Annotated in this window: 20 protein-coding genes; 6 read left to right on the top strand and 14 right to left on the bottom strand. The window is 71.2% G+C overall.

Annotation, left to right across the window (positions count from 1 at the left end):
* Positions 1-53 precede the first annotated feature (53 nt).
* Entirely contained in the window at positions 54-2,588 is a 2,535-nt protein-coding gene (locus ASD13_RS11440) for a DEAD/DEAH box helicase (RefSeq protein WP_055869259.1), read from the top strand.
* Here ASD13_RS11440 and ASD13_RS11435 read toward each other — a convergent pair.
* The 7 genes from ASD13_RS11435 to amiA all read right to left on the bottom strand — a co-directional run bounded on the left by ASD13_RS11435 (position 2,560) and on the right by amiA (position 10,292).
* Positions 2,560-4,251, bottom strand: a complete 1,692-nt coding sequence (locus ASD13_RS11435; RefSeq protein ID WP_055869258.1) for an ATP-binding cassette domain-containing protein — start codon at positions 4,249-4,251, stop codon at positions 2,560-2,562. The two genes, ASD13_RS11440 and ASD13_RS11435, sit on opposite strands and share 29 nt — an antisense overlap.
* Entirely contained in the window at positions 4,248-5,882 is a 1,635-nt protein-coding gene (locus ASD13_RS11430; protein WP_055869257.1) for an ATP-binding cassette domain-containing protein, read from the bottom strand. The genes ASD13_RS11435 and ASD13_RS11430 overlap by 4 nt, the downstream gene beginning before the upstream one ends.
* Positions 5,879-6,901, bottom strand: coding sequence for a hypothetical protein (locus ASD13_RS11425; protein WP_055869256.1), 1,023 nt, complete (start codon positions 6,899-6,901; stop codon positions 5,879-5,881). The genes ASD13_RS11430 and ASD13_RS11425 overlap by 4 nt, the downstream gene beginning before the upstream one ends.
* An 8-nt stretch (positions 6,902-6,909) precedes the next feature.
* Entirely contained in the window at positions 6,910-8,313 is a 1,404-nt protein-coding gene (locus ASD13_RS11420) for a YcaO-like family protein (protein WP_055869255.1), read from the bottom strand.
* On the bottom strand, positions 8,310-9,311 hold the full coding sequence (locus tag ASD13_RS11415; protein WP_055869254.1) for a CocE/NonD family hydrolase: 1,002 nt from the start codon (positions 9,309-9,311) through the stop codon (positions 8,310-8,312). The genes ASD13_RS11420 and ASD13_RS11415 overlap by 4 nt, the downstream gene beginning before the upstream one ends.
* Complete coding sequence (locus ASD13_RS11410) at positions 9,308-10,108, bottom strand: hypothetical protein (protein WP_055869253.1); 801 nt, start codon at positions 10,106-10,108, stop codon at positions 9,308-9,310. The genes ASD13_RS11415 and ASD13_RS11410 overlap by 4 nt, the downstream gene beginning before the upstream one ends.
* Positions 10,109-10,193: 85 nt before the next feature.
* Positions 10,194-10,292, bottom strand: a complete 99-nt coding sequence (amiA, locus tag ASD13_RS17745) for a streptamidine family RiPP (protein ID WP_017831216.1) — start codon at positions 10,290-10,292, stop codon at positions 10,194-10,196.
* A 115-nt stretch (positions 10,293-10,407) separates the two neighbouring features.
* Between amiA and ASD13_RS11405 the strand changes: the two genes are divergently transcribed.
* Genes ASD13_RS11405 through ASD13_RS11385 form a run of 5 tightly spaced genes read left to right on the top strand, consistent with a single transcriptional unit; the run spans position 10,408 to position 16,340 of the window.
* Positions 10,408-11,613, top strand: a complete 1,206-nt coding sequence (locus ASD13_RS11405; RefSeq protein ID WP_055869252.1) for a hypothetical protein — start codon at positions 10,408-10,410, stop codon at positions 11,611-11,613.
* Positions 11,610-13,373: a prolyl oligopeptidase family serine peptidase gene (locus ASD13_RS11400; RefSeq protein WP_055869251.1), complete on the top strand. Its 1,764-nt coding sequence runs from the start codon at positions 11,610-11,612 to the stop codon at positions 13,371-13,373. Before ASD13_RS11405 ends, ASD13_RS11400 begins: the two co-directional genes overlap by 4 nt.
* Complete coding sequence (locus tag ASD13_RS11395; protein ID WP_200942481.1) at positions 13,370-14,506, top strand: FecCD family ABC transporter permease; 1,137 nt, start codon at positions 13,370-13,372, stop codon at positions 14,504-14,506. Before ASD13_RS11400 ends, ASD13_RS11395 begins: the two co-directional genes overlap by 4 nt.
* The gene (locus tag ASD13_RS11390; protein WP_055869249.1) at positions 14,503-15,279 is read left to right on the top strand and encodes an ABC transporter ATP-binding protein; all 777 of its coding nucleotides are present in this window, start codon (positions 14,503-14,505) and stop codon (positions 15,277-15,279) included. The genes ASD13_RS11395 and ASD13_RS11390 overlap by 4 nt, the downstream gene beginning before the upstream one ends.
* Before the next feature lie 44 nt (positions 15,280-15,323).
* Positions 15,324-16,340 carry an ABC transporter substrate-binding protein gene (locus ASD13_RS11385; RefSeq protein WP_082531482.1) on the top strand — a complete coding sequence of 339 codons (1,017 nt, stop codon included), beginning with the start codon at positions 15,324-15,326 and terminating at the stop codon, positions 16,338-16,340.
* Between the two features lie 99 nt (positions 16,341-16,439).
* Here ASD13_RS11385 and ASD13_RS11380 read toward each other — a convergent pair whose 3' ends face one another.
* The 7 genes from ASD13_RS11380 to ASD13_RS11350 are packed head-to-tail and all read right to left on the bottom strand — an operon-like array spanning position 16,440 to position 21,228.
* Entirely contained in the window at positions 16,440-16,703 is a 264-nt protein-coding gene (locus tag ASD13_RS11380; protein WP_055869247.1) for a type II toxin-antitoxin system RelE family toxin, read from the bottom strand.
* A complete protein-coding gene (locus tag ASD13_RS11375; protein WP_055869246.1) occupies positions 16,700-16,960 on the bottom strand; it encodes a type II toxin-antitoxin system prevent-host-death family antitoxin in 261 nt (86 codons plus the stop codon). Before ASD13_RS11375 ends, ASD13_RS11380 begins: the two co-directional genes overlap by 4 nt.
* Before the next feature lie 47 nt (positions 16,961-17,007).
* The gene (locus ASD13_RS11370) at positions 17,008-17,397 is read right to left on the bottom strand and encodes a VOC family protein (protein ID WP_029260102.1); all 390 of its coding nucleotides are present in this window, start codon (positions 17,395-17,397) and stop codon (positions 17,008-17,010) included.
* Positions 17,398-17,451: 54 nt separating this feature from the next.
* Complete coding sequence (locus tag ASD13_RS11365; protein ID WP_055869245.1) at positions 17,452-18,495, bottom strand: acyltransferase family protein; 1,044 nt, start codon at positions 18,493-18,495, stop codon at positions 17,452-17,454.
* Complete coding sequence (locus ASD13_RS11360) at positions 18,492-19,442, bottom strand: D-alanine--D-alanine ligase family protein (RefSeq protein ID WP_017831208.1); 951 nt, start codon at positions 19,440-19,442, stop codon at positions 18,492-18,494. The genes ASD13_RS11365 and ASD13_RS11360 overlap by 4 nt, the downstream gene beginning before the upstream one ends.
* Entirely contained in the window at positions 19,439-20,563 is a 1,125-nt protein-coding gene (gene alr, locus ASD13_RS11355) for an alanine racemase (RefSeq protein WP_055869244.1), read from the bottom strand. Before alr ends, ASD13_RS11360 begins: the two co-directional genes overlap by 4 nt.
* Positions 20,560-21,228 carry a M15 family metallopeptidase gene (locus tag ASD13_RS11350; RefSeq protein ID WP_055869243.1) on the bottom strand — a complete coding sequence of 223 codons (669 nt, stop codon included), beginning with the start codon at positions 21,226-21,228 and terminating at the stop codon, positions 20,560-20,562. The genes alr and ASD13_RS11350 overlap by 4 nt, the downstream gene beginning before the upstream one ends.
* Positions 21,229-21,298 lie beyond the last annotated feature (70 nt).

Genomic DNA, 21,298 nt, shown 5'->3' with positions numbered 1-21,298 from the left:
CTCAGAATTCCCCGGGCGCGACCGTCGCGGGCGGATGGGATGATCGAGGGACCATGACTTCCACTCCGCGGCTCGATCCCGCCCTCGTTCCGGACGCCGCGGATCCGGATGCCGTCTACCTCGCGTTCGTCGAGTGGGCGGAGTCCACCGGCATCAGCCTCTACCCCGCGCAGGACGAGGCCGTCATCGAGATCGTCTCCGGCAACAACCTGATCCTCTCGACCCCCACCGGCACGGGGAAGTCGCTCGTCGCGATCGGCGCGCACTTCAGCGCCCTCGTCGCCGGACGCCGCAGCTACTACACCGCGCCGATCAAGGCGCTCGTGAGCGAGAAGTTCTTCGCGCTGGTCTACGTGTTCGGCGCGGAGAACGTCGGCATGGTCACGGGCGACTCCTCCGTGAACGCCGATGCCCCGATCATCTGTTGCACGGCCGAGATCCTCGCGAACCTCTCGCTGCGCCAGGGCACCGATGCCGACGTCGGTCAGGTCGTGATGGACGAGTTCCACTTCTACGCCGACCCCGACCGCGGCTGGGCATGGCAGGTGCCCCTGCTCGAGCTGCCGCAGGCCCAGTTCATCCTGATGTCGGCGACTCTCGGCGACGTGACGGAGCTCGCGGCCGACCTCACCCGGCGCACCGGTCGTGAGACGGCGACCGTGACCGGTGTCGAGCGTCCCGTCCCCCTGCACTTCTTCTATGAGACGACGCCGATCCACGAGACCATCGATGACCTGCTGAGCACGGGGCAGGCACCGATCTACGTCGTGCACTTCTCTCAGGCCGCGGCGATGGAGCGGGCCCAGGCGCTCTCCAGCACGAAGGTCGCCACTCGCGAGCAGCGTGACGAGATCGCGGCGCTGATCGCCGAGTTCCGCTTCACGACCGCGTTCGGCAAGACCCTCTCCCGCTTCCTGCGCGCGGGGATCGGCGTGCACCACGCCGGCATGCTGCCGAAGTACCGACGACTGGTCGAGCAGCTCGCCCAGCGCGGACTGCTGCGCGTGATCTGCGGCACCGATACCCTCGGCGTGGGCATCAACGTGCCGATCCGCACCGTGCTGCTCACCGCGCTCACGAAGTTCGACGGCACCAGGATGCGGCAGCTGAACGCCCGCGAGTTCCATCAGATCGCCGGCCGCGCAGGACGTGCGGGCTACGACACCGCCGGCACGGTGGTCGCACAGGCGCCCGAGCACGAGAGCGAGAACGTTGCGGCCGTGAAGAAGGCCGGCGACGACCCGAAGAAGAAGCGCAAGATCGTCCGCAAGAAGGCGCCGGACGGGTTCGTGTCGTGGGGAGAGCCCTCCTTCCGCAAGCTCATCGACGCCGTGCCGGAGACCCTGACCTCGCACATGCAGATCACCAGCGCGATGATGCTCAACGTGATCGCCCGTGGCGGCGATGTGTTCGCGAATATGCGTGCGCTGGTATACGACAACCATGAGCCGCGGAAGCGCCAACGCGAGCTCGCCATCAGGGCCATCGGCATCTACCGCACGCTCCGCGAATCGGGCATCGTCGAGAAGACCCCGGAGGGAGACGTCCGCCTCACGGTCGATCTGCAGCCGAACTTCGCCCTCAACCAGCCGCTGTCGCCGTTCGCCCTGGCCGCCTTCGAGCTGCTCGACCCCGATACCTCCGCCGGCACTGGTACCGGTTCGTATGCGCTCGACATGATCTCGATCGTGGAGTCGACGCTCGATGATCCGCGCGCGGTGCTGAGCCAGCAGGAGTTCCAGGCCCGCGGCGAAGCGGTCGCGGCGATGAAAGCCGAGGGCATCGAGTACGACGAGCGCATGGAGCTGCTCGAGCAGATCACCTACCCGAAACCGCTCGACGAGCTGCTGACCGCGGCGTTCGAGACCTTCAGCGCGGCGCAGCCCTGGATCCGCGACTTCGAGCTGCACCCCAAGTCGGTCGTGCGCGACATGTACGAGCGCGCCATGTCGTTCGGGGAATATGTCGCGTACTACAAGATCGCGCGCTCCGAGGGCGTGGTGCTGCGCTACCTCTCCGACGCGTACCGGGCGGCCTCGCAGACCATCCCGGAGGAGTTCAAGGACGAGGATCTGCGCGACCTGATCGAATGGCTCGGCGAGCTCGTGCGACAGGTCGACTCCAGCCTGCTCGACGAGTGGGAGGAGCTGATCGCCGGCGTCGACAACGGGCGCTTCGATCCGCACGCGCCCGACGAGCCGATCGTCCCGCCCGCGCCCAAGCGCCTCACGAGCAACATCCGCGCGTTCCGCATCCTGGTGCGCAACGAGCTGTTCCGCCGCGTGCAGCTCGCCGCGAGGGAAGACGTGGACGCGCTGGCCGAGCTCGATCCGGGCTTCGGTGCCGACGCCTGGTCCGATGCCCTCGACGGGTACTTCGCCGACCACGACGAGATCCTCACCGGTGCCGATGCCCGCAGCTCGAAGCTGCTGATCCTCACCGAGGGCGCCACCTCCTGGAGCGCGCGGCAGATCTTCGACGACCCCGCCGGCGATCACGACTGGGGCATCACCGCGACGATCGACCTCGCCGACTCCGACGACGCAGGTCAAGCCGTCGTCACGGTAACGGGAGTGGACCGGCTGTAGCCGCAGCCTCCTCGCGCTCCACACCTTCTCTCTCCACACCGACCACCCGTCCGAATCTCCCCAGCGTCTCCCGCCGGTGGGAGGCGGCGATGACTGTCCCGTCGAAGTCCTCGAGCACATCGGAGATGATGCGCTCCGATTCGGCATCCAGGCTCGCGGTGATCTCGTCGACGACGAGCACCCTCGGCTCCCGGCACAGCGCGCGAGCCAGGGCCAGCCGCGCACGCTGACCACCGGAGAGACGCACCCCGTGCTCGCCGAGGTCGTCGTCGAGGGTGATCCAGCCGTCGGCGCCCACCCGCGTGAGCGCGCGACGCAGCTCCTCGTCGGTGCGGGCGTCGGCGCCGCGCACGAGGTTGTCGCGCACGGTGCCGTGGAAGAGTCGCGCATCCTGCTCCACCACGGCCACGGTCCGGCGGAGATCGTCGTCACGGATGCGGCCGAGGGGGTACGCGAGACCTGCGGCATCGACGAGCGCGACCGTGCCCGCAGCGGGATTCCACAGCCGCGCCGCGAGCGCGATGACCGTGCTCTTGCCGGCTCCGGACGGCCCCGCGAGCCCGACGTGCTCCCCGGGATCGACGTCGATCGACCAGCCGTGCAGCACCTCCGTGCGGTCGTCGTACGAGAACGACACCTTCTCGAAGCGCACGCCGAGCGGACCGTCGGGCAGTGGCAGCGGACGATCGACCGGCGACACCACCGGTGGGCGGTCGATCCCCGCACCCACGCGAGCGGCGCTGGCGATCAGCGGATGCAGCTCGGACACGGTGTGCGCGGCATCCGCGACCGCGGCGACTCCGGCCACGGCGAGTGCGATCACGGCGGGCAGCAGCGCGGCCTGTGTGCCCCCGACGGTGCCGTCGAGAGCCAGGGTCGCCGCGATCACGCCGATCACGACGGCGGTGAGGATCAGCTCGCGCATCCCGTCGACGAGGTGGGCGATGGCCTCCCGCTGGCGGCTGATCCCCGCCGACCTCCGCGTTCCCGCGACAGCCTCGCGCACCACCCGATCCTGCAGGCCGTAGGCGAGGATCTCGCGCAGCGCACCGAGCGCGTCGACCAGCCGTTCGGACTGCTCCTCCCGCTCCCGCTGCTCGCGCGCACCGATCCGTCGCGCAGGACCCGCTCCGGCCCCGGCAGTGAGGGCGACCGCCGCCGCTCCGCCGAGCATCACGACCCCCGCCATCGGCATCACGAGGAACGCGCACACCAGCGCTCCGGCGAACAGCGTGAGCGCGGCGCCGATCTGAGCGACCGTATGCGCGTAGAAGAACTCCAGCTTCTCGATGTCGGTCATCGCCACGGATGCCGCACGCCCGGAGTGCTCGCGTCGGCGCCCGGGAACGCTGCGCGCGTAGGCGTCGAACAACGCCATCCGCAACCGGGCGAGCACCCGGTAGGCGAGGGCGTGCGAGACGTCCATCTCGCGCCAGGTGAGGAACGTGCGCAGCAGCACGAGGGTGCCGAGCGCGAGCCACCAGCCGACCGGCGGCCACTCCGCGTGCACGACGGCCCCGCCCACACCGAGGGCGGTGAGCACCCCGATGGCCGCGAGGGCGCACAGGCTCGTGGTGGCGATCAGGTAGCTGCCGGCGATGCGTCGCCATTCCGGTCTCAGCGGCGGGAGCAACCGGGCGAGGATGCCTGCCGACGAGGTCATGAGGCCTCCTTCACGAGCACTCCGTCGCGGAGCACCCGCACGTCGGCGACTCGGGCCAGGGCCTCGGGACGGTGGCTGATCATGAGCACGATCCTCTCTGCGGCGACGCGTTCGAGCGTCTCGGCCACGGTCAGGGCACTGCGGTCGTCGAGGGCGCTGGTCGGCTCGTCCACGAGCAGCACGGGGCGGTGGGCGAGCAGCGCCCTGGCGAGGGCAAGGCGCTGCCGCTGCCCGCCGGACAGGCTCGTCCCCGCCTCGGCCACCATCGCGTCGAAGCCTCCCGGGATCGCTCGGATCTCATCGAGCACCCCTGCCGCCGCGCACGCGCGTTCCAGCGCCTCCTGCCCGGCGTCGAACAGATCGACGTTCTCCCTGATGGTCCCGGCGAACAGGACCGGCCGCTGCGAGACCACGGCCACGTCGCTCGGGTGCAGCGGACGCCCGTCGAGCTCGACCGTGCCCGCCGTGGCCGGCAGGAAGCCGAGCACGAGGTCGAAGAGGGTGGACTTGCCGGCGCCGGACGGGCCGGCGATCGCATGCACCTGGCCGCGCTCGGCGTGAAGCTCGACGCCGCGGAGCACATCGTGATCGGCGCCGGGGTAGCGGTAGGAGAGCCCGGAGATGCGGAGCACGTCGGCGGAGGTCGCCGGTGTCGTCTCGCGCTCCGTCGCAGCTGCGGGCGACCGGTGGAACGCCCCGAGCGCGGCGAGGCCCGGAACGGCCGTGAGCCCGAGGAATCCGGCGTGCCAGTGGCGGGAGAGCTCGCGCACGGGACGGAACGCCTCCGAGGAGAGCAGCAGCAGCGCGTAGACCTCGACGGCCGGCGGCTGCCCGGTCATGACGGAGACGACCGCGAGCCCGGCGGCGATCACCACTCCCGCCTGCACGGCGAAGTCGGTGATGGCGGTCTCCGCGAGCGATGACCGCATCACGCGTTCGGTGGCCGCCCGCAGTGCCTCCGACCTGGTGTGCAGACGCGACCGCGTGGCCGGCACGTCGCCCAGCGCACGCAGCGTAGACATGCCCCGGAGCGCCTCGAGCAGGTCGCCGCTGAGAGTCTCGTAGCTGTCCCAGTGCTCGAATCCGCGCCGGGCGAGCATCCGCTTCCACAGCAGAGGGCCCAGCACCGCGAGCAGGATCCCCGCGGCGACGCACAGCGCGATCAGGGGTGACAGCACCGCGACCAGGCACACCGCGACCACGCTGCCGACGACGAGCTGCATCACGGCGGGGATGTACTTCGACACGTAGGCGTCGGTGCCGTCGATGCCGTCGCCGAGTGCCAGCTGCGTCGAGCCGTCGCGGAGGCGGGCGTCGTGCAGCCGTTCGGGTACGAGGACTGCCGCGACCGCCGCGCCCCGCAGGTCTTCTCTCACCCTTCCGCCCAGGCGGGAGGCGACATCACCCTGCACGAGCGTCAGCAGCATCCGCAGGAGCCCGATCGCGAGGATCGCGCCGATGCCTCCCACGGCCCCCGCTGCGTCGCCGCGCACGAAGGCCGCGAGCGACCAGGCGAGCGCGAACGCCTGCAGGAGGTGTGTGGCGAACACGAGGAGCAGGAGCAGGATGCTCCCCGTCAGGAGCCAGGGATGCCGTCGCGCCTCGCGCCACAGCTCGGGGACGATCATCATCGTGCACCTCCGGGAGAGTCGAGGAAGGCGAGCGCATGGAGGATCCACCGGTCACCGGTCGCAGAGAAGCCGGAGACGGGGCGGGTGCCCCTGTCTCCGAGGAGCGCGGCCTCGTAGCAGAGGCGAGCCGCGTCGAGATGGGCGCTCCAGAGCGCGGCGCCGACGACCGCGGATGGGGCGGCGACCGGCACCGACCAGGAGTGGACCTCGGTCGCCCCGCGCACCCAGGACTGCCCGGAAGCTCTCGCGATGCGCTCGATCGCGGGCGCGGGCGTGCCGCCGATCCGGGCACCGAACTCCGCGGTCGCGGGCGAGCGCCGGGCTCCGAGAGCACGACGAGCCGCGGGATCCGGCACCGGGTCGTGGGGGATCTCGATCGCAGCGAGCGGGATCTCCGGCGCGAGCCCGCGACGGATCCAGGCATCGGCATCCGTCGCGCGAGGCACCCCGAGCAGAGACCGGAGCCGAGTCGAGGGGCCGACCTCCACCGGTCCGGCCTGCACCCCCAGCAGGAAGAGCACGCCGGCGACCGCGTAGGCGGCATCGGCGATCCACAGCGGCCACGCCCGATGCCGGTAGCGACCGAAGGACCGACCGGGCAGCACCGTGAACACCACGCGCGCGATGCCGTCGTCCGCGGCGGGCGATGGCCATCCGTCCGCACGATCGGCGGCGAGGTCGCGACGGCGGAAGATGCCCTCCTCGTGATCGACCGCCCAGCGTGCGCCGGCCCCGTCGATCAGATGTGTCTGCACCGGGTAGCACGCCCCGGCCGACGGGACAGGACGCTCACGGATGCGTGTGCTCAGCCCGTCCGCACTCCGATGGAACCGCCCCGGGTGCCAGAGGGCATCCACGAGCTCCCGCGCACCCCGGTGGGGTTCATCCGCCACCGCGCCGGTGCGGTGCCAGGCGTTCGTCCGCGGCCCCGGCGGCAACGGACCCGCGGGCATGCGCGACGTCGGCGCCTCGTCGAGCGGGGCGGGAAGACCCGGGAATGCGCTGATCGATGGGCTCATGGCCGACCTCACATGTGCGGGGCCGGGAGGAGCGTGAAGTCCTCCGGGGCTCCGGTCCACGTCGCGCGCCAACCGCGATCCTCCGCCGCCTCGCGGAACCGCGGCATCCCGAGGTACGAGAACGCCGCTGGAGCGTTGGGCACGAGCCCCGTCACGATCGAGCGCACCACGCGCAGGGCCGTGCGGCGCACATCGGTGGTCGTGAGGTCGCGCGTGAGCACGCGGTGTCCACGAGCGTGCAGGCGCTCGTACACCTCGTCCATCGTCACCGGGCTCATCGTGCTCAACGGACGCACCCCCTGCGCGGGCGCACGGAATCGACGCGCCTGGTCGTGCACGGTCGGATCGAGCCACACCTGCACGTGCGCTCCGAGGTCGATCACGTTCTCGAACTGCGACCCCGCAGCGGCCGTGTAGCCGGCGTCTGGGCGGAAGTCGAGGGTCAGGCCCTTCGCCATCAACCCCTCGGCGACCGCACGGAACACCCACCCGTCCGCGGTCGTGCAGCCCTGCGTGTAGATCCAGGTGTGCACGGCTTCGAGCACCGCCTTCCGCGCCGCGCGTGCCGGATCGAGCGCGGCCGAGAAGCCGGCGGCGTAGAGCCCGCGCTCCTCGTCGTGCACGAGCGCGCCGATCGCCGGGGCGAACTCCGAGGGCATCGCCACCAGCCACACGCGCAGGCTGCTGCCTCGCAGATCGTCGAGAAGACCGGGGACCGTTGCCGGGTCGATGCCGAACGTCGGCCCGTCGAGGTGCCACCACACCTCGAGCGCATCCCGCTCGATCACCTCGATCACCCCGCGGTCGCGGGCGTCGTCGAAACCCGCCCCGGTGGCGATGCCCGCATAGTTCAGGTGGTGCGTCCGCGGCAGCGAGCGGAAGCGCGACTGCCGCCAGTTCAGGTGCACGAGCGCGTCCGGCATCCACACCGAGCCGCCGTCGAGGTCTTCGCAGCGCGCCCAGAGCGTCGGCGTCGAGGGAAGCAGCCGCTGATAGGGGAAGCCGGGGCGCGTGAGCTGCCAGTCGGCGAAACGCGGGAGATCGTCCTCGTCGATGACGCTCTCCCCTTCGGCGCGCAGCTCCTGCGCGGTGGCGACGCGCAGCTCGTCCCGAGGGAGCACATCGGGCAGCCAGTTGCCGCAGTACCGTTCCACCCCCTCGCCGATCGCGGCGATGCGTGCCTGAGCGGGGTCGCTGAACGACGTACCGAGGGAGACCCGGTCGGCGGGCCACTCGCCCAGCATGCGCGCGTCGGCGACGGATGCTGTCAGCGCCAGGTAGCGGTGCGGGGCGCCGACCGGGTGGGGCACCTCCCGCACGGAACGGATGATGCCGGTCTCCGCATCGACCAGCGCCTCGGCCGGGAGCGTCGCGCGGTCGGGGGCGTGGTCGAGGGTGTCGTGCGCGGTCATGCTGTCCTCTCGTATCGCCAGCGACCGGTGTCGGGTTCGAAGGCGGATCGGGTGCGGCGGAGCACGGGCGGACCCTGCTCGCGCGCCGTGGATGCCGGCGCGGACACGGGCGCCGATTCCTCCGCTGGCAGCCCGTTCTCGGCGAGCCAGGAATCGAGCACGCGTCCGATGCCGCCTGCGCGGCGCAACCGGGAGCGGACCTCGTCGTCGTCGATGTCCGCCGCGAGCCGGTGCCCCCACGGACCGTCGACCAGGTGGACGGGCCCTCGCCAGGCGGCAGCGAGCCGACCGGCATCCGCGAAGAAGAAGTCGTGATCGCCGCGGATCAGCAGCAGCGGCGCACGAAGCGCGCCGTACGCACGGTCGAGGTCCACGGCCGGGGCGGACCAGAGTCGTCGCCACCCGGACAGTGCCACGCGCGACCAGCCCCACTCCTCGGCAGCCCGGTGCACGCCGACCTCGGTCGCCCGCGCGACGCGTGCCGCGAGCTCCTCATCGGTCAGCGGCGGCTGGGAGCGCGCTCCCCGGCCGTGCTGGTGCCACCACCCGATCCGGTGGTGCAGGTGGGGGTGCCCGTTCTCGTCCCAGGCGGTCTCGGCAAGCCCGAGCGCGGGGACCAGGAGCACCAGCGCGTCGACGTCGGCGGCCCTGGCGGCTTCGAGCGCGGTGTGCGCGGCGTACGAGCCGCCGGACAGCACGAGGGGGAGCCCGGGGTTCTCGGCCCTGACCGCCTCGACCACCGCGCGTCCGTCGCTGCGTTCCGCGAGGTAGGGGTGCCATTCGCCGTCGGACGAGTGTCGTCCGCGCACGTCGTGAATCACGCAGCGGTAGCCCCGGCCGGTCCACGCGCGAGCGGTGTCGCCGTGACGCCAGGCCCCGTAGGGCGTGCGGATGATCACCACGCCCCGAGGCTCGGCGGGCTCCCAGGCCCAGCCGCGCAACAGGGCGCCGTCATCCGCGACGACGGTGTGGAGGCGGGCGTCACGCGGCGGGGTCATCGGAGCACCCGGCGCGGGGCCGCGGGGAAGGGGAGCACCGTGTGCTCGCTGACGGCGCCGGTCGCCGGCAGCAGCTTCCAGAGCGTCGTGCGCAGGCGGTCGAGTTCCGCACCGCCCTGCGCCCAGGCAAGGATCACGTGCAACGTTCGGGCGAGGGCGAGCACCCTGGTCGCGTCGTCGACGGGGACGGCGGCAGGCGGACCCGCGTGCTGCCAGGCCTCGCTCGACGCCGGCGCGCTGCTGGCCGCCAGCCGCCGTGTGGCCACCTGGCTGGAGGTCGGGTCGCTCGCATCGATCGCGAGCGGATCGATCAGGATGCTCTCGCCCTCCCTGTGGACGCGGAGCCAGGCGATTCCGCGCTGCGGAAGGAGATCGAGGGCGGCCCATCGTCGACGATCGTGCGCACCCTCGGCGTAGGCGATCACGAGGGCGGCGTCGTCCACCGGTTCCGACGCGGTGTCGACGACGGTGACCTGCGCGCCCCAGCCCGCGAGCATGCGCTCCAGCTCGTCTACGAACGGGCCGGTGCCGATGAGGCAGACAGCACGGCGATCCACCGGCCACCGGCGCAGCGCGTCGGCAGCCTCGCGCTCCTGCACCTCACGGGTGACGCGGTCGAGGGTGACAGCGGCGTCGCTCTCGGCGTCGCTTTCGAGGGCGCCGAACAGCTCTGCGGGCGGCGCGTCGACCAGGGCGAATCGTCCGGTGCGCAGGCGGATCCGGGGGCGACCGTCGGCACCGACGACGAGATGGGCGCCGGAGCCGGGGAGCGGCAGGATGCGGGGTTCGGAAGTCATGGATTCTCTCGGTGATGGGCCCGGCCGGGCGCGAACGCCCGGCCGGACGGGAGTGCGCTCGAAAGCGCGACGGAAGGATCCGCGATCAGTCGAAGGGGTTCTCGACCAGTGCGTTCGAGTGCGATGCCGACAGGTGCGCCAGCTGCTCGGACTCTTCGATCTCGGCGAGGATCTGCTTTTCCATTTCGTTCTCCTTCAGTGAGGTGGTCCGTCCCGCGGTGTGCGGGGCGGGTTCACGATGTGTGAACACTGACGACCCTAAATGATAATGATTCTCAATATCTACTAGGATCGCTGACATGTCCTCCTCCACACCCCTCCTCGCCGCTGATCACCGGGCCGGAGTCGTCTACGAGATCCACGACGGCTCCCGGCGTGTCGCGGTCGCCGACAGCTGGCTCGCCGAGCACGCGGGCTTCCTCCGACTCCCCACCGGAGCAGCCGGGCGCTGGGCCTTCGCCGACGACCGCGGCGGCGCGCTGGTCGTCGGCGACACGGACGCCGTGCGGCGCATCCCGATCGCCATCCCCGCCGAGCACCTCGCCTGCGATCCGAGCGGCCGCCACGTGGTCGTCACCTCCGGCCTGGGGATGAACGAGGAGGCGTGGAGCGACCTGGTGTCGGTCGTCGACCTCACGACCGACACCTCCGTGCGCTTCCGGGTGCGCACGGGCGAACCCGGGGTCGTGCTCGCCCCCGATCAGGCCTCTGGAGAACCGACGATCGTGCTCCGCCATCGCGAGCCCGGCGCGGTGGAGGCGCTGCCCCTGGCGAGAGCCCTCGACGTCGGAGCCCACGCCCCGGTTCTGCGCGGACACCTCCTCGACGACCTCGCCGCAGACGGCCACGGCGACGTGATGGACCCGGGCTCCGGTGTCGTCGGCATCGCGACGAGCCGCGGCCTCGAACGGTTCGTCGTCGACGCCGGGCTGCCCCGCGCCATCGGCATCGTCCCCTGGCCCGTCCACGGACGCGCGTACTACCTGCGCCTCGCCGGTGACACGGGAAGAGCCACGGGCATCGTCCGCGGCGGACCGGCCTCCCCCGGAGCGTGGCCGGAGTGGACCAACACCTTCGTCGAGATCGACCTCGCGTCGGGAGCGACCCGTTCCGTGCCGTTGCCACCGGGACTCGCCTTCCGGTTCGCACTCGCCACGGGCATCGCGGCGGTGTGCGTGATCCACCCCGACGGCGATGTCGTGGTGGTGATCGATCGTGCACAGGCGCGCGTCTCGCGGATCACTCCGATCCCGGCGATGACACACCCGCCCCGCGCAGGACAGCTGCCGTGGGACGGCGTCGATGGTCGCCCCGCGCAGCGTCGCTCCCTCGCGATCGATCCCAGGACCGGAAAGATCGCGGTCACCAGCGGGGGAGACGGCACGATCCTCCTGCTCGACGATGAGGGCATCTCCACGATCGAGCTGCCCACCCCGCTCGACGAGGGCGGACACCTGCTGTGGGCGGGTGGCGGCGACCGCATCGACGACCTGGTGGGGCGATGAGCGCGCACCGATCCCTGCTCGACGACGCCCTCGCGCGCGCCGAGCGCCACGGCCGTCCGGGCCTGCCGGTCGGCGGCTTCACGCTGGGCAGAGCGGACGACCGCTCCCGCCGCGGTATCCACCGCGTCGACGGCACGACCGTGATCGAGCCCGACGGCCACCTGCACCGGATCTTCCCCTCCCCCGACCGCCGACTCGTCGCCGTCGAGTGGGCACCCTCCGCCGACGAGAACGCCGTGTTCGGCATCGTCGACGTCGCCGCCGGCACGCTGCGCCTGCATCCCGACATCCGCCTGCGCTACGACACCGTGGCGTGGGCAGCGGACTCACGGAGCCTCGACGTCGTCGCGAGCCGCGACCGGATGCTCGTGACCCTCGACCTCGAGACGGATACGCGACGGGCGGTCCCCCTCGCGTCCGAGGCGCGACTGCGGCTGTTCCCGGGCGGGAAGAGCGGACTGCGCGCCCTGAGCTCGGGCTCCCGAGGCACGACGCTGACCGACCGGACCACCGGGACCCTTCTGGGACGGTGGCCCGCGCTCCTGCGCGCCGCACCGCTCGACGCCGGCGTGCTGGTGTGGCACGACGGCGGGCTCGATGCCGTGGCGAACGACGGTGCCGGCGTCGACGGCGACGCGAAGCACGGCCTGCTCTGGCGCTGGAGCGATCCCGACGCGCAGATCGTCGATGTCGCAGCGCACGGGGACCGCGTCGTCGTGCTCGCCGTCGCCGACGGGCGCAGCGTGCTCGTCGACCTGGTCGACGGCGTCGAGATCGAACGCTCCGAAGCGGACTCGGCCGGCTCCGACACTCTCACGATGACGGCGATCGGGTTCGACGACGGTGTGCTGCACCTGGGCGTCGAAGGGCCGCTCACCCCACCGCGGATCGTCGAGCGCACGAAGGAGAACGCCACGATCGCTCCCCCTCCCGCGGAGGCCCTCGGCGCCACCGTGCGCCACGATCTGCCCGCCGACGACGGCGCGACCCTGACCGTCCACGTGACCGCTCCGCCGGGCGCAGAGGGCCCGGTGCCGCTGATCCTGACCTGCTACGGCGGCTTCGGCGTACCCCATCTCCCGCTCTTCGAACCCACCGTGCCCGCATGGGTCGCCTTCGGCGGCGCCTACGCCTCCGCGCAGCTCCGCGGTGGCGGCGAGCGCGGAAGGGCCTGGCGTGAAGCGGGCCGCGGCGCCCGCAAGCATCGCACGATCGCCGACCTCGCCGACGTCGCACGCGGACTCATCGCGGCCGGGATCACCCGCCCCGATCTCCTCGTCCTCGCCGGGGCCTCCCTGGGCGGGGTCATCGCAGCCGGGTGCGCGATCGAGCACCCGGAGCTGTGCGCGGGCTTCGTGACCACCGCCGCTCCCCTCGACCTGCTCGCCCTGGACGATCATCCGCTCGGGGCGCGCTGGCGAGCCGAGTTCGGCGATGACGGCACCCCGGGATCCCGCGCTCGCCTCCGCACCCTCTCTCCCCTCGCTCAGGCCGAAGCACTCCCGGTCGGGACTCCGATCCCCTCCTACCTCGGTGTCGTGCTCGGTGAGGACACCCGGGTGCTTGCCCGAGACACGCACCGGATGGTCGAGGCGCTGCAGCAGGCGGGCGGCTCGGCCCGTCTCTGGACGGCCGCCGGAGCAGGGCACGGCGCGAACGAATCCGCTGCCCTGCACGCGCTCGGTCTCACCGTGCTCGACTTCGCGGCCGAGGTCACGACCGCCATGCCCGCCGACGCCCCGAACGGAGCCTCCCTGTGAGCGCATCGACCGCCACCCTCGCCGAACGGCGCATCCGCTTCCCCCGGCGCCGAGGCGGCGAGCGCCGCCGGGCCCGGAGCGGAGGCCGCCGGATGCTACCGGTCGGCCCCACCGTGACGACCATCGCCGTGCTCGCCGTGCTCGTCCTCGTGCTCTCCGCGGCCACCGGGCCCGTCGCCGTCTCCCCCCTCGACGCCGCGAAGATCGTGATCGGCCATCTGATCCCCGGCATGCCCTGGATGTCCGATGGCACGCTCACCCCGTTGCAGGACCAGGCCGTGTGGCAGTTCCGGGTGCCGCGATCGCTCCTGGCCGCGCTCTCGGGCGCAGGGCTCGCTCTCGCCGGGGCGATGATGCAGGCCGTCGTGCGCAACCCGCTCGCCGAGCCGTACATCCTCGGCGTCTCGTCCGGGGCGAGTGTCGGCGCTGTACTGGTGATCGTCTCGGGCGGGGCCACGTTCCTCGGCCTCACGATGAGCGGGGCGGCCTTCGTGGGCGCTATGGTCGCCTGCATCCTCGTCGCCATGCTCGCGCGCATCCGCGGAGAGCTGTCGCCGACCAGGATGATCCTCGCCGGTGTCGCACTCGGCGCCCTGCTGAGTGCCGTGACCAGCTACCTCACGCTCACCACCGACGCCCAGAACGTCGTCAGCGTGATGTTCTTCCTGCTCGGCAGCGTGTCGGCCGCCGACATGTCGTCGCTGCTGATCCCCGCGGTCGCGCTCGCGATCGCCTGCATCGCCGTGTTCGGGCTCTCGCGGTCGATGAACGCACTGCTCGCGGGCGACGAATCCGCGATGGCGGTGGGCGTGCGCACGACCCGGCTGCGCGGTCTGCTGCTCGTGCTCGCCTCGCTCCTGACCGGTGCGATCGTCGCCGTGAGCGGCGGCATCGGCTTCGTCGGCCTCGTCGTGCCGCACATGGCCCGGCTCCTGGTCGGCTCGGATCATCGGCGGATGCTGCCGATCACGGTCCTCGGCGGTGCGCTGTTCCTCATGGTCGCCGATCTGCTCGCCCGCACGGTCGCGATGCCAACCGAGATCCCCCTCGGGATCCTCACCGCGTTCGTCGGGGCTCCGTTCTTCCTGTGGTTGATGCGCAGCGGCGGCGAGCGGGCGGGGTTCGACCGATGAGCGTGCTGTTCGACGACGTGAGCGTCGCACGCGGCGGTCGCACCGTGCTGCACGGCATCGACCTCGAGGTCGGCACCGGGCGCATCGTGGGACTCCTCGGCCCCAACGGCAGCGGCAAGTCCACGCTCCTGCGCGCGCTCTTCACGGGTCAGCGTCCGCACGCCGGACGCGTCCTGATCGACGGCGCCGACGTGTCGCAGCTGGCCCCGCGCACACTCGCGCGCACCGTGTCGGTCATGCTGCAGGACTCCCCGTCCGAGTTCGATCTGACCGTGCGGGAGACCGTGCTCGTGGGCCGTTCGCCGCATCGTCCGCCTTTCAGCCGGGACACCGCGGAGGATCAGCGCATCGTCGACGAGGCCCTGCGCACCGCCGACGTGCACGACCTCGGCGACCGCCTGGTGCGACGGCTCTCGGGTGGTCAGCGCCAGCGAGTGATGCTCGCCCGTGCGCTCGCGCAGAGCGGCGAGATCCTCGTGCTGGACGAACCGACCAACCACCTCGACATCGCGCACCAGCTCGACCTGATGCGCGTCGTGAGCGGACTCGGCACGACCGTGATCGCGGCCCTGCACGACCTCAACATCGCCGCGGCGTTCTGCGACGACGTCGCCGTGCTCGACGAGGGCAGGCTCGTCGCCTTCGGTCCGCCCGACACCGTGCTCACCCCCACGCTCGTCGACGAGGTCTTCCACGTCACCGCCCGCGTTGCCATCGAGGTCGACACCGGGGCGCGGGCGATGACGTTCCATCCGCGACAGTCCGCCGGCTGATCCGCTCGACACCTGAACCCACACCCCTACCAAGGAGAAGAAGAATGACACCCCGTACCCGAACCACCCGTCTGCTCGCCGCCGTCACCGTCGGACTGGGCGCGATCGCCCTCACCGGATGCGGCGGCGGCGTCTCCGCCGGATCCGCACCCGACTCCGCCGGCGAGGCGATCACGATCGAGAACTGCGGCCGCACGGTCGAGATCCCGACCACGCCGACCGCCGTCGTCGGGCTGCACCCGTCGCAGACCGAGCTGCTGCTGCGCCTCGGTCTCGCCGATTCCCTCGTCGGTCAAGCGCAGGCCACGGCCCAGAAGCTGCCGGCCGACGTCGCGGGCATGGCGGCCGATGTGCCGGTCATCGGCGGAGACGCCCCGCCGAGCCGTGAGGAGCTGCTCGCCGTCGAACCCGACTTCGTCTACTCGCCCACCACCTACGAGTTCACCGCCGAGCAGGGCTTCGCCAGCATCGAGCAGCTCGCAGACGCCGGTGTCGCCGCGTACACCGCGACCGGCGGATGCTTCGACCGCCGCATGGAGGGCACCGTCGACGACCTCTTCATCGACCTCGACAACCTCGGCGCGATCTTCCACGTCGAGAAGGAGGCGAACGACCTGATCGCGTCGTCCCAGGCCGAGCTCGCCACCGTCGACACCGCGATCGAGGGGCAGGACCGCCCGCGCGTCGCGCAGGTCTTCGTGGAGGGGACGACCCTCACCGCGATCGGCGCCGGCATCGAGTACGACATCCTGCAGCGCGCCGGCGCCGACAACGTCTTCACACCGGACGACCCCGCATTCGCCGACTTCTTCGCCGCCGAGATCACCCCGGAATCCCTCGCCGCCGAAGCACCCGATGCACTCGTGTTCGCGGTGACCGACTCCGCGCACGAGGCCGCTGTCCGCTCGTACCTCGCAGCGACCTTCCCCGACATGCCCGCCGTGCGCGACGGGCGACTGATCGCGGTGCCCTCGACCGACCTGTTCCCCGGCACGCTCGGCAACGTCTCGGCGGTGCGGCTGATCGCCGAGGAGCTCTACCCCGACGCGGTCTTCGACTGACCCGCACCGGCGACACCTCGGGGAGCGTGATCCCCGAGGTGTCGCCGTCGAATGCTCAAGGGGTGTCGCATCAGATCGATCCCGCCCCGAGCGCGGCGTTCAGATCTCGTATACGTCTCGGCGGTGAGCGACCCGCACCACGGTCACGAGCACCTGGTCGTCGATCACTTCGTAGAGAACGCGGTAGTCGCCGATGCGCACCCGCCAAGCGTTGTCATAGCCGGAGAGTTTGCGGACCCCATGAGGGCGGGGTTCGCGCTCGAGTTCGGCGATCCCGGAGAGCACCCGTCGACGGATCTGCGCATCGAGTTTGCGTAGCTCTTTGGCGGCCGCTGTGGTGAACTCCACCCGATAGGTGGTCACGCAACTTCCGTGAGGAGCTCATCGAGCGACACACGCTGTCCATCGTCTGCAGCCTTGGCCGCCGCGAACTCGGCCGCATCGCGCGCGGCCTCGAGCTCTTCGAGCAGTTCCAGGTCGGCCACGCTGATCACGACGGCCGTGAGCTTCCCGTGGCGAGTGACGCCCACACGCTCGGAACCATAGGCGACTCCACCGAGGACGTCGGCCAAGCTGTCGCGAAGATCCTTCGACGGGACGCTGCGGCTGATCGTGTTCATGATGTCATTCTACCGCTTATGTACATAAGTGGAAGAAGATACAGAAATCAGGCCTGCATGACAGCGAGCACATTGCCGGCCGGGTCGCGGAACCACGCGATGTCCGGGCCGCGACCGTTGCCGCGGACGATACCGCGCTCATCGGAGGGGAACTCCTCGTCGCTGTAGATCTTGGTCTGCACACCGCGGGCGATGAGCTCGTCGACCGCGGCATCGACATCCGCCACAGGGAAGTTCAGGATCGTGAAGCTCGCCGGCGTGTGGTTCGGCTTCGAGTAGACGAGGATCGACCCGCCGCTCGGCAGCCGCAGATCGAGGAAGCCCATCGCGTTGCGCTCGACATCGAGCCCGAGGGCCGTGCCGTAGAACTCTTCCGCCGCGTCGATGTCGTCGACGCTGAATCCGCTGAATGCGTTGTCCGCTGTGAAGGCCGCCATGGTTCCAGCATCCGCCGTCCTCCACCGATTGTCGAGGCCCTTCATCGGCGCCCTTCATCGGCGCGGTCGCGGCACCAGGCGGTCGGTCGCCTGCAAGGGGTCGAACAGCACCCCGAGCCCGCAGCGCATCAGCAGCGCATGCACGCCCAGACAGATCACGATCACGGCCGCCGTCAGCACGATAGGGCCGATGGCTTCGAGCACCGGCGTCGTCCTCCCTCCCGCAGCATCCAGCCCCGCATCGATGAGCGCGAGCGGCATCATGTGCAGCACGTAGATCGGCAGGGTGCGCTGTCCGATCCAGCGCAACGGTCGCGCGATCACTCCCACCCGCCGATCGAGGAGCACGCTGAGCGACACCCCGAACGCCACCGCGATCAGCGCGAGCGCGGGCCACACTCCCGGCAGCAGGCGGATGGCGAGGCCTGCCACGAGCGCCAGCGCCGCGACGTACACGGCCGCGAGCGCGAGCGTGCGCCACACCCCGACGCTCTTCGCGAAGCGTTCGACGACCGCACGCAGCCGCAGCCCCACGAGGAAGAAGAACAGGTTCTGTACCAGCTGCCACAGGTTGCCGAGATCGGGGATGACTCCGGCCCCGGCGACCGCCGCGACCACGAAGGCGACCGACAGCACCACGGCGGTCGGCAGGGCGCGGGTCAGTCGACCGATCGCCAGGTATACGGCGAGCGCAAGCAGATACCAGAGGTTCGTCGGGCTGATGGTCAGCTGCGCGAGCAGCTCCCACCCGTCGGTCGCCCGCGCTGTGTCGAAGTCGGGCGCCAGGGCGAGCACGAACGTCTGGATGAGCACCCACACGACGTAGAGCAGCGAGAGCCGTGCCGCCCGCCGTCGCCAGGAGTTCCCGTCGTCGGCGAGCACGGCCCGTGCGGCGAACATCCCGGAGACCAGGAAGAACAGCGGGATCCGCAACGGCAGCAGCTGGGCGTTCAGCATCGCCCAGGCGTCGGTCACGGGACCGGCACCCGCCACATCGATCGCATGCTTGGTCACCACATGCCAGAGCACCACCAGGATGATGCAGATGCCTTTCGCGACATCGGGCCATCCGACGCGAGAGGCGGAAGACGCCGTCACGACGCCGCGCGCACGAGCCGCGCCACCAGGTCGACGTAGGTCACGCCCGCCGCCGCGAACATCCGCGGCACCTGCGACGCAGCCGTCAGACCTGGCATGGTGTTCACCTCGTTCAGTACCGGACCCCGGTCGGTCAGGAAGAAGTCCATCCGCGCCACCCCATCGCAGCCGAGGGCGTCGAACACCGCGATCGCCGCCCGCTTGAGCGCGGCCACCTCGGCCGCATCGAGCTGCGCCGGAACCGTGAACCGCGCGCTGCCGTCGTACTTCGTGGCCGTGTCGAACAGTCCCGTCGCGTGGATCTCGAGGGGCGGTGCCGCCCAGCGGATGCCGCCCTTCTCACGCAGCACCGCCACGTCGATCTCGCGCCCCCGCACGACCTCTTCGACCAGGATCCGGCGGTCGAAGCGCGCGGCCTCGTGCAGCGCGGCGAGCAGATCCTCCTCCCGCGTCACAAGGCTCACGCCGTGGCTCGACCCGGCCGACACCGGCTTCACCACGATCTCGCCCTCGAACTCCACGTCGCCGATGTCGTCGGCCGAGACGAGACGACCGCGCGCGGTGCCCAGCCCGACGGCATCCGCCACCAGCTTCGTCGTCCACTTGTCCATGCCGATGGCCCCGGCCCGCAACCCCGAACCCACCACACGCACTCCGGCGAGCGCGCACAGCGCCGCGAGAGCTCCGTCTTCGCCCAGGGCGCCGTGCACCGCGGGGAAGACGACGTCGGTCCGTGTGAGCAGCGGAAGCGCCAGCGCCAGCGACTCGGCAGGCGATCCCCCGTTCGGGCGACCGTCGACGCGCCAGATCCCGTCGCGGTCGATGGTCACACACGTCACCTCGTGATCCCCCATCCGCAGCGCAGCGGCAACCGCGGCGGCAGACGCCAGCGACACCTCGTGCTCGGCGTTCTGCCCGCCGCCGACGACCAGCACCTTCGTCGTCATGCGATGCTCCTGCGCACTCGCGCCCCGATTCCGGTGACGACCGTGTGCGGGATGGTCCCCGCCCACCGCGCCCACTCCTGCACCGAGGGAACGGCTCCTCCGTCGGGTCCGAACACCGTCGCGACCGCACCCCGAGGGAACAGTGCGGCGCCCGTATCGACCACGATCTGATCCATCGACACCCTCCCGACGATCGGATGCCGCGCCCCGCCGATCTCCACCCCCGCGCCGGGCGCGAGCTCGCGCGGAACACCGTCGGCATATCCGACGCCGACGACGGCCAGATGCGTCTCCCGAGCGGCGAGGTGGGTGCCGCCGTAGCCGACGGCGGTCCCCGCCGGCACGAGGGCACTGTGCACGACGGGCGCCGTCCACCGCGACGCACCGACCAGCGCGGTCGTCGCCGAGGGATCGATGCCGACCAGCCCCGCGCCGATCCGCACCATACCGAAGTGCGTGGCGGGGTCGGTCAGGGCGCCGGATGTCGCGGCGAGGTGCACGAGCACAGGGCCCAGACCTGCGCGCAGCATGGCATCGCGTCCCTGCCGCATGCGCAGCACCGCAGCCGCGTTCGCCGTGGGATCAGCCTCGTCCGCTCGTGGCAGGTGACCCATCAGCCCGACGACCTCGACCCTGCCCCGTCCGGAGCGCGCGAGTCGGAACAGCTCGGACCAGTCGTCGAGAGGACACCCTCCCCGCGCCATGCCGGTGTCGAGATGCAGATGCACGCGCACCGGGTCCGCGGCGTCGGCGATCAGCTGGCGCAGCTCTTCGACCGAGCCGATCGCTATATCGATGCGGTGCGCGGCGGCGGCTTCGGCATCGACGCCCGACGGGTTCAACCACGACAGGATCGGCACGTCGAGTCCGGCCTCGCGGAGCGCGACCGCCTCGGCGACGTCGGTCACCCCCAGCCAGTCGGCGCCGGCGGCGACCGCGGCTCTCGCGACGGTGACGGCCCCGTGTCCATAGCCGTCGGCCTTCACCACGGCCATGATCGGCACGGCGGTCACGGCTCGCACGCGCCTCAGGTTCTCGGCGACGGCATCGGGCAGGGTACACAGTGTCGGCGCGTGCAGGCGCGAGAAGGTCACGGGTTCGGTGGCGAGAAGAGTGGTCATCGCTTCGTCCTCGGGTCGGCGGTCGGGTCGGCGAGCATCTCGGGGCATCCGTCGTCGACGGCCTCCGGGCGCAGCTCGTAGTGCCAGGACTCGTTGGCGTAGATCTGGCAGAGGCCGTAGCGCGAGCCGCGCTGTGCGAGCCAATCGAGCGCCGACCAGGGACCGAGATCGACGGCACCGCCCGTCACGTGCTCCGAGGTCTCGGGGGTGGCCACCCAGCGACGCGCCTCGTTCTCGGATCCGTACTGGATGATCGCGTCCTGCAGCATCCGCTCCTGGAGTGCGGGCGAGCGCCATCCGCTGTTCACCCGGAAGGTGACGCCGTCGCGCTCCGCATCGGATGCTGCGCGCTGCAGAGCCTCGAGCAGGGCGGGGTCGAGGTTACCGACGGCAACCCTGTCCACCTCGAAGACCGTGGGCTTGTCGTCGTCGCGGATCACCCCGTCGGCCTCGCTCGGGGCGATGACGGAACCGGTGATGTCTCCAGTCGGAACAGGGGTGGACGCGGGCGATGGGTCCGAATGCGTGGCGTCGGCGAAGGCCACGGACAGCGACTGCTGCACCGCGATCGCGAGGATCACGGCGGCGGCGAACGCGATCGCGGTGATGATGACCCTGCGGCGACGGCGCGCTCGGAGCGGAAGAGGGGTGGTGCGGGTGTTCATGCTCCCAGTGAAGAAGAGGGCCGGTTGCCAGGGCGTATGCGCTTTTGCATACGCTGCCGATATGCCGCAC

Origin of the sequence: Microbacterium sp. Root1433D1 (assembly GCF_001426835.1) — a bacterium.
Lineage (GTDB): Bacteria > Actinomycetota > Actinomycetes > Actinomycetales > Microbacteriaceae > Microbacterium > Microbacterium maritypicum.
Note: the sequence above shows the minus strand (reverse complement) of the source record. Positions and strands in the feature narration are given on the sequence as shown.

What these genes read in the sequence shown, in the direction of transcription:
- ASD13_RS11430 (WP_055869257.1), bottom strand. Translation starts at nt 5,882, where the DNA reads ATGATGATCGTCCCCGAGCTGTGGCGCGAGGCGCGACGGCATCCCTGG.
- ASD13_RS11390 (WP_055869249.1), top strand. Translation starts at nt 14,503, where the DNA reads ATGAGCGTGCTGTTCGACGACGTGAGCGTCGCACGCGGCGGTCGCACC.
- ASD13_RS11440 (WP_055869259.1), top strand. Translation starts at nt 54, where the DNA reads ATGACTTCCACTCCGCGGCTCGATCCCGCCCTCGTTCCGGACGCCGCG.
- ASD13_RS11385 (WP_082531482.1), top strand. Translation starts at nt 15,324, where the DNA reads ATGACACCCCGTACCCGAACCACCCGTCTGCTCGCCGCCGTCACCGTC.
- ASD13_RS11425 (WP_055869256.1), bottom strand. Translation starts at nt 6,901, where the DNA reads ATGAGCCCATCGATCAGCGCATTCCCGGGTCTTCCCGCCCCGCTCGAC.
- ASD13_RS11375 (WP_055869246.1), bottom strand. Translation starts at nt 16,960, where the DNA reads ATGAACACGATCAGCCGCAGCGTCCCGTCGAAGGATCTTCGCGACAGC.
- ASD13_RS11360 (WP_017831208.1), bottom strand. Translation starts at nt 19,442, where the DNA reads ATGACGACGAAGGTGCTGGTCGTCGGCGGCGGGCAGAACGCCGAGCAC.
- ASD13_RS11415 (WP_055869254.1), bottom strand. Translation starts at nt 9,311, where the DNA reads ATGACCCCGCCGCGTGACGCCCGCCTCCACACCGTCGTCGCGGATGAC.
- ASD13_RS11370 (WP_029260102.1), bottom strand. Translation starts at nt 17,397, where the DNA reads ATGGCGGCCTTCACAGCGGACAACGCATTCAGCGGATTCAGCGTCGAC.
- alr (WP_055869244.1), bottom strand. Translation starts at nt 20,563, where the DNA reads ATGACCACTCTTCTCGCCACCGAACCCGTGACCTTCTCGCGCCTGCAC.
- ASD13_RS11410 (WP_055869253.1), bottom strand. Translation starts at nt 10,108, where the DNA reads ATGACTTCCGAACCCCGCATCCTGCCGCTCCCCGGCTCCGGCGCCCAT.
- ASD13_RS11405 (WP_055869252.1), top strand. Translation starts at nt 10,408, where the DNA reads ATGTCCTCCTCCACACCCCTCCTCGCCGCTGATCACCGGGCCGGAGTC.
- amiA (WP_017831216.1), bottom strand. Translation starts at nt 10,292, where the DNA reads ATGGAAAAGCAGATCCTCGCCGAGATCGAAGAGTCCGAGCAGCTGGCG.
- ASD13_RS11420 (WP_055869255.1), bottom strand. Translation starts at nt 8,313, where the DNA reads ATGACCGCGCACGACACCCTCGACCACGCCCCCGACCGCGCGACGCTC.
- ASD13_RS11400 (WP_055869251.1), top strand. Translation starts at nt 11,610, where the DNA reads ATGAGCGCGCACCGATCCCTGCTCGACGACGCCCTCGCGCGCGCCGAG.
- ASD13_RS11350 (WP_055869243.1), bottom strand. Translation starts at nt 21,228, where the DNA reads ATGAACACCCGCACCACCCCTCTTCCGCTCCGAGCGCGCCGTCGCCGC.
- ASD13_RS11435 (WP_055869258.1), bottom strand. Translation starts at nt 4,251, where the DNA reads ATGACCTCGTCGGCAGGCATCCTCGCCCGGTTGCTCCCGCCGCTGAGA.